Below are 15,298 nucleotides of genomic sequence, written 5' to 3' on the forward strand. Positions count from 1 at the left end.
GTCAGCAGCTCTACGAAGAAAGTCAGGAGACAGTTGTGAGTAATAAGGTTCTGTTGGAAGACCTGCCCTTGCGCAGGTTTCATGCGCAAGTCGCATTCAGTGGCACGGGCGGTCAGTTCAGCGACGGCTTCGTCCTTGGGATTATCGGTATCGCGGTAAGCATGGCCGCCGGCCCGCTGCAACTCGACGCGATGTGGATGGGGCTTCTTGGCGCGGCATCGCTCGCTGGCCTCTTCCTCGGAAGTATCTTTGCGGGTCCCTTCGCCGACAAGCATGGCCGACGCTCGATTTTCGCCTATGACATGGTCTTGTTCGCCGCTATCTCGGCAGCGCAGTTCTTTGTCACCTCCCCGACGCAGTTGCTTATCCTGCGGCTGCTGCTCGGTCTGATTCTTGGCGCCGACTACGTGGTCAGCAAATCGCTCGTCACCGAATACGCACCGCGCCGCTATCGGGGGCGTCTGTTGAGCGTGCTGGCGGCAGCATGGGCCGCCGGCTACGTGGGCGCTTACCTTGTCGGCTTCATGATGCGCGACCTGGGTCCTGATGCCTGGCGTTATATGCTCGTTGCCAGCGGATTGCCAGCGCTGCTTATTTTCCCGTTGCGCATGGGAGTTCCCGAATCGCCACTGTGGCTGATGAAGCGGGGCCGTCGCGACGAAGCCTTGGAAATTGTCCGTCGCAAGCTCGGACCGGAGGTTGACCTCGTTCAACCCGAACCGGTGGCAATGCAGCAGCGAAAGGGCGCCTGGGCGCAACTGTTCTCGCCTCGTTGGCGTCGCAACACCCTCGTGGGTTGCGTCTTTTATACGTGCCAGGTCATTCCGTTCTTTGCGCTCGGCACATTCTCACCGCGTGTTCTTGAGGCCCTCCAGGTCAAGGACAGCTTCGCCGGTGGCGTCGTGTACAACGTCCTGCTCTTCATTGGAGCCATCATTGGTCTGCTCCTGATCGATCGTCTGTCACGCCGTGCGTTCCTGATCGGGACGTTCTATCTTGCGGCGATCGCGCTGGCTCTCCTCGCATTCGGACACTTTGGCCCGATCGGGACAATGCTCGTCTTCGGTGTTTTCGCGTGTGTCCTTTCCGCAGCGGCAAACCTTGAATTCGTCTACCCGCCGGAACTGTTTCCCACTCATCTGCGCGCATCCGGGGTCGGCCTCGCTGTGGCGTCCAGCCGATTCGGCTCTGCAATCAGCACCTTCCTGCTGCCGATTGCCGTTCAGCAAGTAGGGATTCACGCAGCGCTTGGCGCGTGCGTGGCGGTGCTGGTGTTCGGCGGGGTGTTCTCTCCCGAGACCGGCAATGACAACCTGTCGGACGTAGGCGGTGCGAACGACTCCGAAGAGCCTCGCCCAGTCGCATCCACCACGCCCCTGAACCACTCCGTCGCGCGCTGACACGACACTTCCGGTTGCAAGGAGACCAAATGTCCTTTAGCAAGCCCATCGACATGAACGCGGTGCAGGTGTTCGTAGCAGTGGCCGAAGAAGGAAGCATGTCCGGCGCAGCAACCCGCCTGGGCATTTCCCAGTCGGGCGTCTCCCAGATGGTCCGGCAACTGGAGGACGACCTGGGCGTCATTCTGGTGAACCGTACGCGACGTCCGTTGTCCTTGACGCCTTTTGGTATCGCGTTGAAGAACCGTGGCGCGATCCTCACTGAGGAGATCGCAAATCTCAAGGCACAGGTTGTCGAAGCGGGGCGCGGCATCAACCCGGATCTCCGTATCGGTCTGGTGGACTCATTCGCTGCAACCTGTGGCTCTCTTCTGATTAAGCGATTGCTCGGCAAGACGTCCCAGCTCTCGATCCGCACGGGTCTGAGTCCCCAACAAGGCGAGGCGCTGTTGCGAAGAGACCTTGACTTGGTTGTCACCAGCGACCCGCTGATGGACGCCAACGAGGTAGTCAGATATCGCTTGTTTTCCGAGCGCTATCTGGTAATTACGCCGCGTGACCAACGGCATCCGATCAAGACGCTAGACGACCTGCGACCCCTTGCCAACGCCCTGCCGATTGTCCGGTTCAACCGGAACTCGCAGGTCGGAATGCAGGTCGATCGCTATCTCCGTCGGATCGACTTGCGGATGCCAAACCGACTGGAGCTCGACAACGCCGACGCCCTCACCTCAATGGTGGCCGAGGGAATCGGCTGGGCGCTGACATCCCCCATGTGCCTTTTGCAGGCCGTCGCCTATGCCGATCGCGTCTCGATCCACGTGGTGGAAGGTATGGGCCTGGAACGGTCTCTTTATCTGGTCGCCCGTCGCGACGAGTACACCACCTTTTTCGAAGACGCGTGCACGATCGCGCGCGAAGTCATCGAGACCTCCCTTCTACCCCGACTGCGGGATATTGGAAGTGGGGTCGACAAACTGATCACTCTAAATGAGAGGACAAACCATGAGTAATACCCTCAACAACGACGGCCGTACCGAGCGCGACTATGTCGGCGAGGTCAGCATCCCCGCCGACATGCTCTACGGTGTGAATACGGTGCGAGGCTTCCAAAACCTGACGGTCTCGCCTCTGAACGTCGCTCACTTTCCTGAGTTCAGTACGGCATTTGCCCAGTGCAAGTGGGCGGCCGCGCTGGCCAATCGCGACACGGGCGTCATCACCGCTGAGGAATGCGATGCCATCACGCGTGCGTGCGATGACATTGTTAGCGGCGCGTTTTCCGACTCGCTCATCGTCGACCTGATGGAAGGATCGGGCGGCACTTCGACCAACATGAACTTCAATGAGGTGATTGCCAATCGCGCTCAGCAACTCATGGGGAGCGAGCCGGGTAACTACGAGCTCATCCATCCGAATGATCATGTCAATCGGTCCCAGTCGACCAACGATGTCTATCCGGCAGCGATGAAGATCGCGACCTACGCGATGCTTGGTCCGCTGATCGATGAAGTCAGGATGTTGGCACGGTTGTTCGATCGCAAGGCGTACGAGTTCGCCGACATTCTGCACCTCGGCAGAACGTGCCTTCAGGATGCACAGCCTATGCGTCTCGGCCAACTCTTTGGCGGATATGCCTCCCTGACCCATCGCCTCGCGGAGGAACTGGTCGCAGTGCGCGACAAGCTTCGCACTCTGCCCCTTGGTGGCACCGCTATCGGCACGGGCTTCGGAGCCCCGGCAGGCTATCGCGCTGCAGTATATCCGCACCTCAGCCGCGTTACCGGGGTGGAATACCAGCCGCCTGCGGACCCGTTCGACGCGATGCAGAACATGGACGTGTTCTCCCGTGTGTCGGCAGAACTCCGCACCTGTGCGACCTCGCTGGCCAAGGTGGCAGCAGACCTTACCGTACTGTCTTCCGGGCCTGTTGGTGGTGTCGGTGAACTGCGCCTTCCCGAAGCGCAGGCGGGTTCGTCCATCATGCCCGGCAAGGTGAACCCGGTCCTACCCATGGCGATGATCCAACTGAGCTTTGCTGTGGTCGGTAACGACGTCGCAGTCGCGCAAGCCGTGCAGTATGGCGAACTGGAAATCAATCATTTTGAACCCGTCGTGGCATCCCGCGTCTTTGATAGCATCACGCTTCTGAAGAACGGCATCCAGCGATTTGGTGAGAAGTGCGTCGTCGGCATCCAGGCAGATGTGGCCCGTAACGAGAAGCATCTGCTCGAATCCATGGCAGTCGCCACTGCGCTCGTCCCGACGATTGGCTACGCAAAGGTCAGCAAACTTGCCCGCCAGTCCGTGGCCGAAGGGCGGCCACTGGTGAGCATTCTCGAGGAAACCGGCCTGCTTTCAAAACAGGAAACCCTCGAGGCGATCAAGAAGGCCTCGCATCCGGTCTTCAACCCCTGAGTGGTGTAACCGCCGCCAGGCTAGAAATGGCGGCGGGTTTTTAATGAATTTTGACGACAGAAGAATGGTTGAAAAGGAAGAACTACTTTCGATTCTGAAGGCAAGGAACATTCCCTTTGCCTACGAAGATCATGAGCGCGTGCTCAACATGGCGGAATCCAGTGAACTCCGACTTTCATTGGAGGGCACTCGCTGCAAGAATCTGCTCCTGCAGGACAAACAGGGACATGTCTACCTCGTTGTGACAACCTCCGAGAAGGCCTTGGATCTCTCCGCCGCGGCAAAGAGCATCGGCAGCAAAAGGCTGTCTTTCGCGTCTGCCGAACGTATGCAAGGCATGCTGGGCGTGCTCCCAGGTTCGCTTAGCCCTCTGGCATTGATCAACGATGTCGAGCCATCCATTGACCTGGTAGTCGATGCCGAACTGCAAGGCGAGCCGACCTTCCTCTTTCATCCTTTGGATAGCGCAGCGACGCTCTCAATTTCCAGGCTGGATCTGGAGGCGTTTCTTTCATCCACGGGGCATAAAATTGAGTGGGCCACGCTCGCGACGCGCTTGGCAGCCTAGCGTAACGACGTCGACCAGTTCGTCGAGCAGATGCAGCTTGGTGGCGCGGCTCCCTGTTTTCGCGCGATAGCTATCGCCAACGGAATTGTGCGGTTTCCTAATGCGAATGGCGATGGTGGAGGTCTGGATAGTGCGGGTGTTTGTGCACAAGCGCTTCGTGATGGTGCCGATGCCGGTGGGGTTCTCGGCCGTCCCAGGGAAAGTCGTGCGTATGCTGGTGGTGCTCGTCGTGCCGGTGCGCGTGAATATGATCGAGCGGCTCGTGGGTGTGCTCATGTTCGTGCCGCTCCCGCAAGTGCAACCACACCCCCAGCATCATCAACGTTGCGGCGAGCCAGAACGCCACGCTCGGCACCTCTGGCCAAATCGCGAACGAGATCACGACCCCAATCAACGGGGCTACCGAGAAATAAGCTCCCGTTCTGGCGGTGCCGAGAACGCGCAACCCTACCACGAACAGCGCAAGGCTAACGCCATAGCCGGCGAATCCGACCAACATCGCACCGGCTAGGACCGTTGGCGAAGGCAATGCCGCCCCCTGCGCCAGGGCCAACGCTGTATTGCAGAGCCCGGCGACCAGCCCCTTGATACAAGCCAGCAAGAGCGCATCGTTGCTCGACACCTTGCGCGTCAGGTTGTTGTCCACTGCCCAGCACAGGCAAGCCGCGACGATCAATAATGCGCCCATCGACAACTGCAGACTTCCTGGCTGCCAGGAGAGCAGCATACCGCCCGCAACGATGGCAATCATGCCGAGCACAATCTGCCGGTCGGCGTTTTCCTTGAACACGATCCAGGCAATCATCGCGGTGAACACTCCCTCTACGTTCAAGAGGAGTGATGCCGACGCGGCATTGGTTGACACGAGCCCGGTCATCAAAAGCCCTGGGCCAGCGACGCCACCAGCTAGGATGGCGCCCAATAGCCAGGTCCAATCAGCCTTAGGTATGCCGAGCTGCTCACTCGACAAGGCGGGTGGGTGCCACAGCCGTCGCGCCACGATCACCAAGGCAAGCCCGACGCCGCTCCCGAGATACAAGAGTCCCGCAAGCAGGATCGGTGAGACCGCGCCGGTCAGGGATTTTGCAAGGGGTGTACTGGCACCGAAGAGGAGTGCCGCCAATAGTGCTGGGGAAGCGGTACGCAGAGACATTGCCGTAGAACCTCAAACCGAGTAAGCACATTGTCCTTCCGCGCCAAAGGAAATGCCAGGCGTGACGGTATCTGGCAAGCAAGGGGGCTGCCTCGAATCCTGCCAGCAGACACGTTCGACCCGTCAGTCCGCGCGACCAAAGTGCGTCACCATTTGCGTTCGGTCGGCCTTCCTCCCAGTTCCAATATATCGTCGTGCGGAGTGATCGTCCGATCCTACTTCCATCGTCGAAGAACACGCTGAAACACCAAGCTATTCGGTAGCTGTAGCACGACCTCCTGTCCGTCTGAGGTAGCTTCCAGCAACGTCGTATAGACGAGGTTGATGTCCTGTACCCGTCCCTTTATCCCTGGCTTTTCTCCATTCTCGAGCAGCTCAACCGTTTCCCCGATGCGGAATGCCCCGGTAAAGTAGATCAGCAGCGCACAGAACAAGTTCGACAGCACACTCCACGCCGCGAAGAACGCGACAGCACCGACGGTCGCGAAGCCCGTGAATGCCGTCCACAGTACGGTACCGGATACACCCAATCGCTCCAAAGCCCACAGGGTGGCCGCCACGTAGACGATCGCCGCGACGACACGCAACGAAAGCGCGGCGACCTTGGCCGGTAGTAAATACGTTTTTGTCAGCTTCCGGAGCAACCGACTTGCGATGCGCACCGCTAGCCATGCAACCGCGCCTATCAGAACAACCTCAACTGCCGGGACCAGAATATCGAACCAATCTGCCATCCACGGGGGAAGGCTATCGTGTATAGCTTGAAGAAGTCTGTTCATACGCTCACGACACAAAACCTGCTCACGCGGCGACGCAGTGCCGGTAATCTAATTTGTTAGTCTGGTGCTGCCTGATTCAACCTCGCACGTTCGTGCGAAGGCGTGCCAAACCGTATCGAATCTACAGAGCACGCTCTATGAGCGGGGACGCAGTAATCATCGGTTCACCCCAACAAATCGCCCCAAAAATAGGCAACAAGCTGATGGCGATTGGCGAGGCCCGCCTTCTTGTACGGGCTGGCAGCATGCTCCCGTACGGTCGTATCACCGCACTGTAACGCATGCGCACATTCTTCGACGGAAAGCCCCTTCATCAGAAGCGTTGCCACATCCATCTCGGATGGCGTCAATTTCCACAGCTGGAACTGAATTCGCATCGACTGAAGGAAATTCCGCGTGACTTGGATGGACGCTTCGTCTCGCTCGATCATCGCCTGCTGTCGCGCCGCCGCACTGGCGGCAACCGCGCGCAGTTTCTGTAAGGAGCGACGCCGTCGCTCACGAATCACGAGCCAGGCCATTGCCATTATCCCTGCCGCGCCGACACCTGCCTCCGCAAATGCATGGGAATCAGTGGATTTGGTAGCGAGATGGTAGAAATCCCACGCCTGATAGGCCGAGATCATCAACAGAGCGGATGTCAATATCGACCGCATGACCCGAAATATTTCGCCATTCTGCTGCGTGGAGGAAACCACCAGGCATCGCAGTCCGCAACGGTCCGCACCTAGTCTTGTGAGCGGTCTGTCGACCTTCGTGAAAGTTCAACGTCAAAGCGGGAGCGGCGCGAGTCTACTATGAGAAAGATTGCTTGCGCATTGCGAAGCGATTACAGCCCCTGCGACTGGTATGGGGCCAACGCTGCGACGTTCCGCCTTCTTTTCGCTAGATACTCGTCAGTGGCTACGCCGTCATCATTTCGTAATCCCCCCGACAGGTAAGCCCCCTAGAATCCCCCTGTTCGCTTCCAGGGATCGAGGGCTCGGACGCCCAGCGACACTCCGGCCGGCCGCCACCCAATCGACTCCCAGTGCAAGTCGCATCTACTCCTCGCGGAGATCAAGAATGCGCCACGTGTTCTGCCACACGCACAACGTCACGAGAGCAACGCAACACCTCCGAGGCCCTGGCCCTTCGCTGGGGCTGACAGTAATTGACGAATATCGGTGGCGATTGTCGCCGAAACCTTGATGGGCAGTCTCTTGAAGCGAAAGATTCTCTTGGCCTTGACCATCGCGATCACGGTGGTCCTCTGGATTTCCACGCTATCCATGCGCCCGCTGTATGAGCCCGATGAAGGGCGATACGCCGAGGTTCCCCGCGAGATGTACGTCTCAGGTGATTGGGTCACACCACGCCTGAACGGCGTCAAGTTCTTCGACAAACCACCGCTCCAGTACTGGGCGACCGCTACCGCCTACGAGATCTTTGGCCCTTCCGAATGGACCGCCCGGATCTGGAGTGCCCTCGCAGGACTCTTGGGCGTCGCTGCCGCATGGTGGGCGGCGCGATTGCTCTACGGAAGCCAGATGGGCCTGGCTGCTGCACTAGCACTTGTTGGCGCCCCGCTCTGGATTCTTGGCTCGAATCTGACAACGACGGACATTGGCGTCGGTGCGCTTCTCGGAAGCGCAGCCCTGATGTTCACGGTCGCCTACCAGAAGCGAGAGCCTCGCCTGTTCCCAGCCGTCTGGTTGCTGGTTGGACTGGCTTTCCTCGCCAAAGGCTTGATCGCCGTGGTGCTGCCAGCAATCACGTTGTTGCTCTATGCACTGCTGACCGGGCAGATCTTCAGCTTCCTGAGCACCAAATTCTGGCGCTGGAGCCTGCTCGCCGTTGCGATTGCAGTGCCGTGGATCATCATGGTTTCGGTACGCAACCCGGAGTTTCTAAACTACTTCTTCATCCACGAGCATTTTGCAAGGTTCTCGTCTTCGGTGCATGAGCGAGACAAGCCCGTCTGGTTCTTCCTTGCAGTGGGTGCCGCCGGCGTCCTGCCGTTCATCGCTCTGATTCCCGGCGCCATCGCACCTCGGCCGGGATTGGCCCGGACAACGCGGAGCTTCGATTCCCAGCTATTTCTGTCGCTATGGGTGATCGTGGTGATTGGATTTTTCTCGATTTCCCGCTCCAAGCTGCCGCTCTATATCCTCCCCGCCTTTCCGCCGGCGGCCGTACTGCTTGCCCATCGGGCAATGGCCGTGAGTCGCCCCACCCTTGCCGCGAGCTTCCTCTCCTTGCCGCTGCTTGGCGTAGCGATCGCGTTTCTGCTGTGGCACCCGACACTGTCGGGTGCGGTGCTAAAGCGCGACGTCACTGACCCAGCATCGCTCCAGGTATGGGGCTCCGTCACCATGGCGATCCTGGTGCTGGGGGGCTTCCTGGCCTTTGGCATCGCTATGCGTGGCCGCAGGCTATGCGCGGTCGCCGTCGCGTCCCTGGCGACACTTGCCGGCCTACAGACGGGACTGCTGGCGTCGCGAGCATTTGAATCGCTTTCCATCAAGCCGATCGGCATTGAAGCCAAAGCTGCGGCCCGCATCAACACGGAACTGTTCAACGTCGGGCAGATTGACCGGGGCCTGGCATTCTATGCCGAGCGGGAGCCCACCATTGTGGGGGCCAGATCCGAGCTGGATCTTGGCTTCACGGTCGAACCCAACAAGTGGATCGCCGATGAAGCTGCGTTTGTACAGCGATGGACAGCCCCCGGCCACAAGCTCGCCGTCATGCGCAAGGACACGTTCGAGCGACTGAAGGCGTTGCTCGGAGCGGATACGACCGTGCTCAGCCGACATGGCGTCAACGTTCTCGTGCAGAAGCCATGACCATCCCGGCGCGTTTTGTACGATTTCTTGGCGCTGGCGCGACGGCTACTGCGTTGCACTATGCCGCGCTGATCGCGCTCGTCAGCTTTGGTGCGCCTGCGTTACCGGCGTCGGCAGCCGGTAGCGTCGTCGGACTGCTGAGCCACTATTTCATCAGCAGCCGATGGGTGTTCGTACGTGCTCACTCGGAGCGCGCCGCCTTCGTCCGGTTCATCCTGGTCTCGGTCCTGGCATTCCTGCTCAACTCAATTCTGATGTGGGCAGGACTGGCCGTCGGTCTGCATTACCTGATTGCCCAGATCGCCTCGACCCTTTTAGTCATGTTGGTCAACTACGTACTCCATGCAAACTGGACGTTCATGAATGGAGCGATGCGATGAATGATCCCACCCTGCCGACCGAGAAGATTTCGGTCGTCGTGCCGCTCTTCAATGAAGAGGCCGTCCTGCCCCAGTTTCATTTCCGGCTCCTCCGCGTCATGGAGGGACTGGGTTCCGACTACGAAGTCATCTATGTCGACGATGGCAGCCGAGACCGATCGTTGGAACTGGCGCACCGTCTGAAGGCCGATGAAGCGCGCGTGGGCATTGTCGAACTTAGTCGCAACTTCGGCAAAGAGGCCGCACTGACCGCAGGCCTCGATGTGGCAGGCGGTGACGCCGTGGTGATCATCGATGCCGACCTGCAAGATCCGCCGGAGTTGATTCCCGCCTTGGTCGACAAATGGCGAGAGGGCTTCGACGTGGTCTATGCCACGCGTACCTCTCGGGACGGCGAGTCGTTCCTCAAGAAGTTCACCGCGCACTGGTTCTATCGACTGATGGGCAAACTCAGCGACACGGAGATCCCGGCCGACACCGGTGACTTCCGTGTCATGAGCCGGCGTGCTGTGGCTGCATTGGGGCAGCTTCGAGAGCAACACCGGTTCATGAAGGGGCTTTACTCCTGGATCGGATTCCGTCAGACCGCGGTCATGTATCGGCGCGACGCACGGGCATCGGGAACGACCAAGTTCAACTACCGTAAGCTCCTGCGCTTTGCGGTGGACGGCATTACCGCCTTTTCCACTGTCCCGCTCAAGTTCGCGACCTCCATTGGCCTGCTTGTCGCCATCCCTGCATTTGGCATGGCTGCTTACATCGTCGGCAAGACGCTGCTCTATGGCGACCCTGTACACGGCTATCCATCGATGATGACCGTCCTGCTGATGCTTGGCGGGCTGCAACTCGTCTTTCTCGGAATACTGGGGGAGTATGTCGGGCGGCTGTTTAATGAGGTCAAGCGACGCCCGGTGTATCTCGTTGCGAGCTATGCAGCGCCCGCAGGCACCGAGCCTAGCGTCAGCGGCGTAGTTCAGGAACCGCGGCAGCCAGCAAGGACCCCAATGGCGCCTGCAGCCATCTTCCACGCACCGGGTAGATCTCAGGGTGAAGAGCCGGATCTGGCGGACGGCCGGCACCAAGCCTCCGCTCTAACCGAGAAGCTGGCCTCGGTTCGTTAGCCGGCTGAAGACGTGCGCGACGCCCGCAGATGGCGAGCAAGCGTCGGCATCATGACGTCTTTGACAGAATGTGAAATACCAGCAACTTTCACCACCCCTCGCCATTTTCATCCGTTGACCCTGTAGCTACTACAGACTATCTACTGCAGTCATTGGCAACGCGATGCGCTACGGGACAGCGAAGCGAAGGTCCCGAGCGCCCCGCAAACGCGACGACACATATCCACTAAGGAGAGAATAGATGGGTTTCCTGGAACGACTCTTGAGCGGTCACGGCGGCGGCCACCATGGCAAGGGAATGCGGCGCGGTCACGGCGGAGGCCATCACGGCAATGGTTATGGTGATTCCGGCAACGGTTACGGCAATCCCCCTGCGCCGCCGCAGAGCTACGCCAGGCATCCCTGCCCAACCTGCGGTGTTGTGGGCGTCAATGGTGCACGCTTCTGCCAACAATGCGGTAGTTCGCTGGTTCCCACGCCGTGCACGCAATGCGGCACCGCCCTTGCGCAAGATGCCAAGTTCTGCGGCAGTTGCGGCAAAGCCAAGTAAGGAAAAACTGTGAGGGCGGTCGCGTCCGGCATCCTTGCCTGAACGCGACCTTTGCATCATCTGGACTTGTCGCGATAAGCAAGCAGCCGAAGTGCATTGAATACGACGATGAGGGTCGAACCCTCATGCATCGCGACGGCGGGACCGATGCCGAGACCAAGGATCGTCGCTGGCAGTAGGAAAGCCACGACACCCAGACTGATATAGACGTTCTGCAGGATGATGGCCCGCGTGTGGCGGCTCAGCCCGACCACAAACGGCAGGTGCTTGAGATCGTCGGCCATCAGTGCCACGTCGGCCGTTTCCAGTGCCACGTCGGAACCTGCAGCGCCCATAGCAATACCCACGGTGGCATTTGCCATCGCCGGCGCATCGTTGACGCCGTCCCCTACCATTGCCACCTTGGCTTCCGCGCGCAGTTTTTGAATCGCTTCGACCTTGTCCTCGGGCATCAGATCGCCCCAAGCTTCGTCGATGCCCACTTCCTTAGCGACTGCCTCCGCCGCGCGCTGATGATCGCCGGAGATCATGATCATGCGCGTAATACCAAGACCGCGCAGCGCCTGGAGTGCGGATTGCGCCGACGCGCGTGGTGTATCCATCAGACCAATAGCGCCAAGGTCCCGGTCCCCCTGCCTCACGATCATCGTCGTGCGACCATTGCTCCGCAGCGTCTGGGCGGCCTTCGTCATCGCGTCACTCAGCGGGGCCATGCCCTCGGCACCGAACATGTCCGGCTTGCCGATCCACACGGTTTCATTGCCCAACGTCGCCGTGACACCGCGCCCGGTCAGGCTTTGGAGATGCGTCGCTTCCGGGACGGGGCTTCCTTCCAGGCGCTTGCGGCCATCGCGCGCAATGGCGGCGGCCAGCGGGTGGTCACTGAGAGACTCCACGGCCACGGCCACCGTTAGCAAATCCTGTTCGGAAACGCCATCGGCAGCAAACACGTCGGTGATGCGAGGACGCCCTTCGGTGAGCGTTCCAGTCTTATCGAATGCGATCGCCTTGAGGGAGCCAAGATTCTCGAGCGGCGCCCCGCCTTTGATGAGTACCCCTCCACGGGCCGCCCGTGCCACCCCGGAGAGGACCGCGCTAGGTGTAGCAATGGCAAGCGCGCACGGGCTAGCAGCCACCAACACCGCCATGGCGCGGTAGAAGCTAGCGCTGAACGGCTCATCGACGACCACACCTGCAAACAGCAACAATACCGCCAGCACAAGTACAGCCGGGACGAAAATCCGCTCGAACCTCTCGGTGAATCGTTGGCTGGGCGATTTCTGCGCCTCGGCCTCGCTGACCATCTTGACGACTTTCGCCAATGCGCTCTCACTGGAAAGACGCGTCACTTCTACTTCGATGGCCCCAGCCCCGTTGATGGTTCCGGCGAACACGCGTGAGCTGGCCTCTACACCGTCCGGCCTCGTTCTAGCCGCTTGCACATCAGCCACCGGCTGCTTGTCGACGGGAATGCTCTCGCCAGTCACTGGCGCCTGATTGATCGAGGACGTCCCACTCACCAAGAATCCATCGACGGGCAAACGTTCATTTGGTCGGACAACAACCACGTCACCGACCCGCAACTCCTCTACCGGTACTTCGCTCACATCGCCATCGCGGCGCACCCTGGCCGTAGCAGGCGTGAGCTCGGCAAGGGCTTCGATGGCCCGCTTCGCCCGCCCCATCGCGTAGTGCTCGAGTCCATGACCGAGACTGAACAGGAACAGCAGTAGCGCGCCCTCAGCCCATGCGCCGAGCGAAGCCGCACCCGCCGCGGCGACTAGCATCAGCGTATCGATCTCGAACTTTTTCAACCGAAGGTTTTCGATTGCCTCGCGTACGGTGTAGAAGCCGCCAAAGACGTAGGCAACAACAAAGAGCGAGGTCGGCAGCCAGCCAGGCGCATAGGCGACCAGCTTCTCGATGGCGAAGCCAACGCCGAGCAAGGCACCACAGATGACGGAGAAAATCAGTTCCGTGTTCGGCCCGAACATTCCGCCGTGCTCGTGCCCGGCATGCCCCTTTTCCTCCCCATGAACATGGGACGCGGCACCCTCGCCGTGATCATGGCCGGCATGGCTACGATCACCCCGCGCGCTGCTGTCCGTCGGCGCAAGGCCCCGTTGTGCCAACGCCTCCCGAATCTTCGCCGCCGACGTCCGTTCGTTGTCGAATTCGACGCGCGCCATGCCGGCCGCACTGACCTCTGCCTCGATGACGCCCGGAAAATCACGCAACTGACTTGCAACCGTCCTCGCCCGCCGCGCGTGCGTAATACCCTTAAGATTCCAGACAACATGGCCAAAGCGAGACGAAAGCTTCGCGCCAGTGCTCGTCACCAGTTCGCGGATACGGGAAAGAGAAATGATCGCGGGATCGTAATGCACACAGAGCTGGGGATCATCTCCCGGACTGCCGGACTTGAGATGTGCCGCATCGACGCCATCCTTGGCCCGCAGTTCCGCAAGCAGCCGCTCGACGCAGGGGTCCGAGGAATCAGGGATGCCTGGAAGTAAAACAGGGATGTCCAAGCGCAGCTTTTCGGTCATTGTTACGGGCTCCAGTTGGTCTGAGACGGCAGTGACTCGCACAACTAGCAATCAGTGTGCCTTGCCTTTGACTCCCAATCGACCCATCACCTCAAACATTGCCGACCCGTAATTACTTCGCAATCTGCCAGTCATCTCGCGCGTCTATCGTACGGACACGCTTCCACCGCGGAAGACTCTAGTAATTTACAAGATGCTCAGTGTCGTTGCCTACCTGGCCTTGCTGCTGTCCCCATCGCCAGGCCCCTTGTCCGATACAAGGTACTGCCCGGATCTTGTCGAGAACAGCGTCGTCCCGGCCAACCAGTCCTACACCAAATGCGCCGCACCTGCTCAACTTCAGGCAAAGGCCGCTAACCCCAGACATCGAACGGCCACGCATCCGCCGAAGAAGCAGTCCCCGGCGAGCGCACCAGAAGCATCATCTCGAGACGCGTCGAGCGCCGCCATCAATCTCAGGTAATCTGACGGCGACTGACGTCTGTCACTACGGCCGCATGTCCTGGTAAAGCTTGAGCATATCCTTGTACTCGTCGGCGGTCTTTTGAATGGAGAATCGCATACGCAGCGCATTCTCCGCGAACGCCACGCGCTCGACGTCCATCTCGACGGTGTTGCCGTCCATGCTCGACTGAAGCGGTACCCGATACATAAGGTCCTCCTCCAGCGCCGACTTGCTCGCTTCGATATGTCGCGGCGAGGTCATCGTCATGCCGGCGAAATTCTGCCCACTCCCCATCACCCGCTCCAACTCGGCACTGAAGTCGAGATCACGCGCCTTGAAATTCGGTGTGTCCGCGTTCGCGATGTTTGCAGATAACAGCTCGAACCTCCGCGTCCGAAGCCTCAGCGCCTGCTCGTGAACGCTGTCTTCACTACGGGCCCACTTTGCGATGTATGGGGTATCCATTTCCACTCTCCAACTAGTTCGGAGCGCGCAGCGTATGTCAGCGGCATTCGACACTGTGGTTAGAGCAACGACCCTTTTTCATGAGTTTCCCATTACCAACTCGCAATGTTCGCGTCGACGTCGAAGGACGGCGCTTGCTGGAAGCCTTGTCAACACGTGCAATCCATAGTGCTTGCATACCTGTCGTCGCTGAACCACGAAGTTCCCCCGTGTAATTGCAAAGCAATCTGAGCGTCATCTGCGGATTTCTATACTCGCCCTCAACAAAAATTCATTCTGGCCTTACTGAGGAGAATCCATGAAGATTAGTCGCATTGCCGTTGCATCGTTTGGTCTGTTCGCCACGACAGCCTTCGCTCAATCCACCGTGACGCTCTACGGTGTCGCCGATGCTGGTATCGAGTATCTGAGCAACGTCCCGTCTGCTTCGCCTGGTGGTTCAAGCCAGGTCCGCATGACCTCGGGCAATATGTCGACGTCGCGCTGGGGCATGCGTGGCGTTGAAGATCTCGGCGTGTGCGTGAGCACGAGATTCGATGGATGCGCGAGCACGGTAATTGATGGTCGGCTGCGGCACCGTCCATCACCAATGTTGCGTGCCGTCGGGCAACGCTGATGGACGTGGCGATCTATCGCGGTGGA

General features: G+C 59.7%; 14 protein-coding genes. 9 read left to right on the forward strand and 5 right to left on the reverse strand.

Annotation, left to right across the window (positions count from 1 at the left end):
• Window positions 1–35: 35 nt before the first annotated feature.
• From F7R19_RS19650 to F7R19_RS19665, 4 genes are all read left to right on the forward strand, one after another.
• The gene (locus F7R19_RS19650; RefSeq protein ID WP_150981722.1) at window positions 36–1,400 is read left to right on the forward strand and encodes an MFS transporter; all 1,365 of its coding nucleotides are present in this window, start codon (window positions 36–38) and stop codon (window positions 1,398–1,400) included.
• Window positions 1,401–1,429: 29 nt separating this feature from the next.
• Window positions 1,430–2,413: a LysR family transcriptional regulator gene (locus F7R19_RS19655; protein ID WP_017510549.1), complete on the forward strand. Its 984-nt coding sequence runs from the start codon at window positions 1,430–1,432 to the stop codon at window positions 2,411–2,413.
• Window positions 2,406–3,818: an aspartate ammonia-lyase gene (locus F7R19_RS19660; RefSeq protein ID WP_017510548.1), complete on the forward strand. Its 1,413-nt coding sequence runs from the start codon at window positions 2,406–2,408 to the stop codon at window positions 3,816–3,818. Before F7R19_RS19655 ends, F7R19_RS19660 begins: the two co-directional genes overlap by 8 nt.
• 64 nt (window positions 3,819–3,882) lie before the next feature.
• Window positions 3,883–4,386 (forward strand): prolyl-tRNA synthetase associated domain-containing protein, encoded by a 504-nt coding sequence (locus F7R19_RS19665; protein ID WP_029309118.1) that lies wholly within the window; start codon window positions 3,883–3,885, stop codon window positions 4,384–4,386.
• Window positions 4,387–4,483: 97 nt separating this feature from the next.
• Here F7R19_RS19665 and F7R19_RS19670 read toward each other — a convergent pair whose 3' ends face one another.
• The 3 genes from F7R19_RS19670 to F7R19_RS19680 form a co-directional block, all read right to left on the reverse strand.
• Window positions 4,484–5,539, reverse strand: coding sequence for a DMT family transporter (locus F7R19_RS19670; protein WP_029309117.1), 1,056 nt, complete (start codon window positions 5,537–5,539; stop codon window positions 4,484–4,486).
• Between the two features lie 215 nt (window positions 5,540–5,754).
• Window positions 5,755–6,273 (reverse strand): mechanosensitive ion channel family protein, encoded by a 519-nt coding sequence (locus F7R19_RS19675; RefSeq protein ID WP_223277481.1) that lies wholly within the window; start codon window positions 6,271–6,273, stop codon window positions 5,755–5,757.
• Window positions 6,274–6,482: 209 nt separating this feature from the next.
• Window positions 6,483–7,016, reverse strand: coding sequence for a helix-turn-helix transcriptional regulator (locus F7R19_RS19680; RefSeq protein ID WP_124682079.1), 534 nt, complete (start codon window positions 7,014–7,016; stop codon window positions 6,483–6,485).
• 492 nt (window positions 7,017–7,508) lie between these two features.
• Between F7R19_RS19680 and F7R19_RS19685 the strand changes: the two genes are divergently transcribed.
• From F7R19_RS19685 to F7R19_RS19700, 4 genes are all read left to right on the forward strand, one after another.
• Entirely contained in the window at window positions 7,509–9,146 is a 1,638-nt protein-coding gene (locus F7R19_RS19685; RefSeq protein ID WP_017510543.1) for an ArnT family glycosyltransferase, read from the forward strand.
• Window positions 9,143–9,526: a GtrA family protein gene (locus F7R19_RS19690; protein WP_017510542.1), complete on the forward strand. Its 384-nt coding sequence runs from the start codon at window positions 9,143–9,145 to the stop codon at window positions 9,524–9,526. The genes F7R19_RS19685 and F7R19_RS19690 overlap by 4 nt, the downstream gene beginning before the upstream one ends.
• Window positions 9,523–10,647, forward strand: coding sequence for a glycosyltransferase family 2 protein (locus tag F7R19_RS19695; protein ID WP_017510541.1), 1,125 nt, complete (start codon window positions 9,523–9,525; stop codon window positions 10,645–10,647). The genes F7R19_RS19690 and F7R19_RS19695 overlap by 4 nt, the downstream gene beginning before the upstream one ends.
• 241 nt (window positions 10,648–10,888) lie before the next feature.
• On the forward strand, window positions 10,889–11,197 hold the full coding sequence (locus F7R19_RS19700) for a double zinc ribbon domain-containing protein (protein WP_017510540.1): 309 nt from the start codon (window positions 10,889–10,891) through the stop codon (window positions 11,195–11,197).
• Window positions 11,198–11,253: 56 nt separating this feature from the next.
• Here the strand turns inward: F7R19_RS19700 and F7R19_RS19705 are convergent, their stop codons facing one another.
• Together F7R19_RS19705 and flgB are read right to left on the reverse strand one after the other, a co-directional pair.
• Window positions 11,254–13,746, reverse strand: a complete 2,493-nt coding sequence (locus tag F7R19_RS19705) for a heavy metal translocating P-type ATPase (protein ID WP_029309115.1) — start codon at window positions 13,744–13,746, stop codon at window positions 11,254–11,256.
• A 487-nt stretch (window positions 13,747–14,233) separates the two neighbouring features.
• The gene (gene flgB / locus F7R19_RS19710) at window positions 14,234–14,656 is read right to left on the reverse strand and encodes a flagellar basal body rod protein FlgB (protein WP_017510537.1); all 423 of its coding nucleotides are present in this window, start codon (window positions 14,654–14,656) and stop codon (window positions 14,234–14,236) included.
• Between the two features lie 298 nt (window positions 14,657–14,954).
• On the opposite strand from flgB, the gene F7R19_RS19715 reads away from it, so the two are divergent.
• Window positions 14,955–15,272 carry a porin gene (locus tag F7R19_RS19715; RefSeq protein ID WP_282959937.1) on the forward strand — a complete coding sequence of 106 codons (318 nt, stop codon included), beginning with the start codon at window positions 14,955–14,957 and terminating at the stop codon, window positions 15,270–15,272.
• Window positions 15,273–15,298 lie beyond the last annotated feature (26 nt).

Origin of the sequence: Cupriavidus pauculus (genome assembly GCF_008801835.1) — a bacterium.
Taxonomy (GTDB): Bacteria; Pseudomonadota; Gammaproteobacteria; order Burkholderiales; family Burkholderiaceae; genus Cupriavidus; species Cupriavidus pauculus.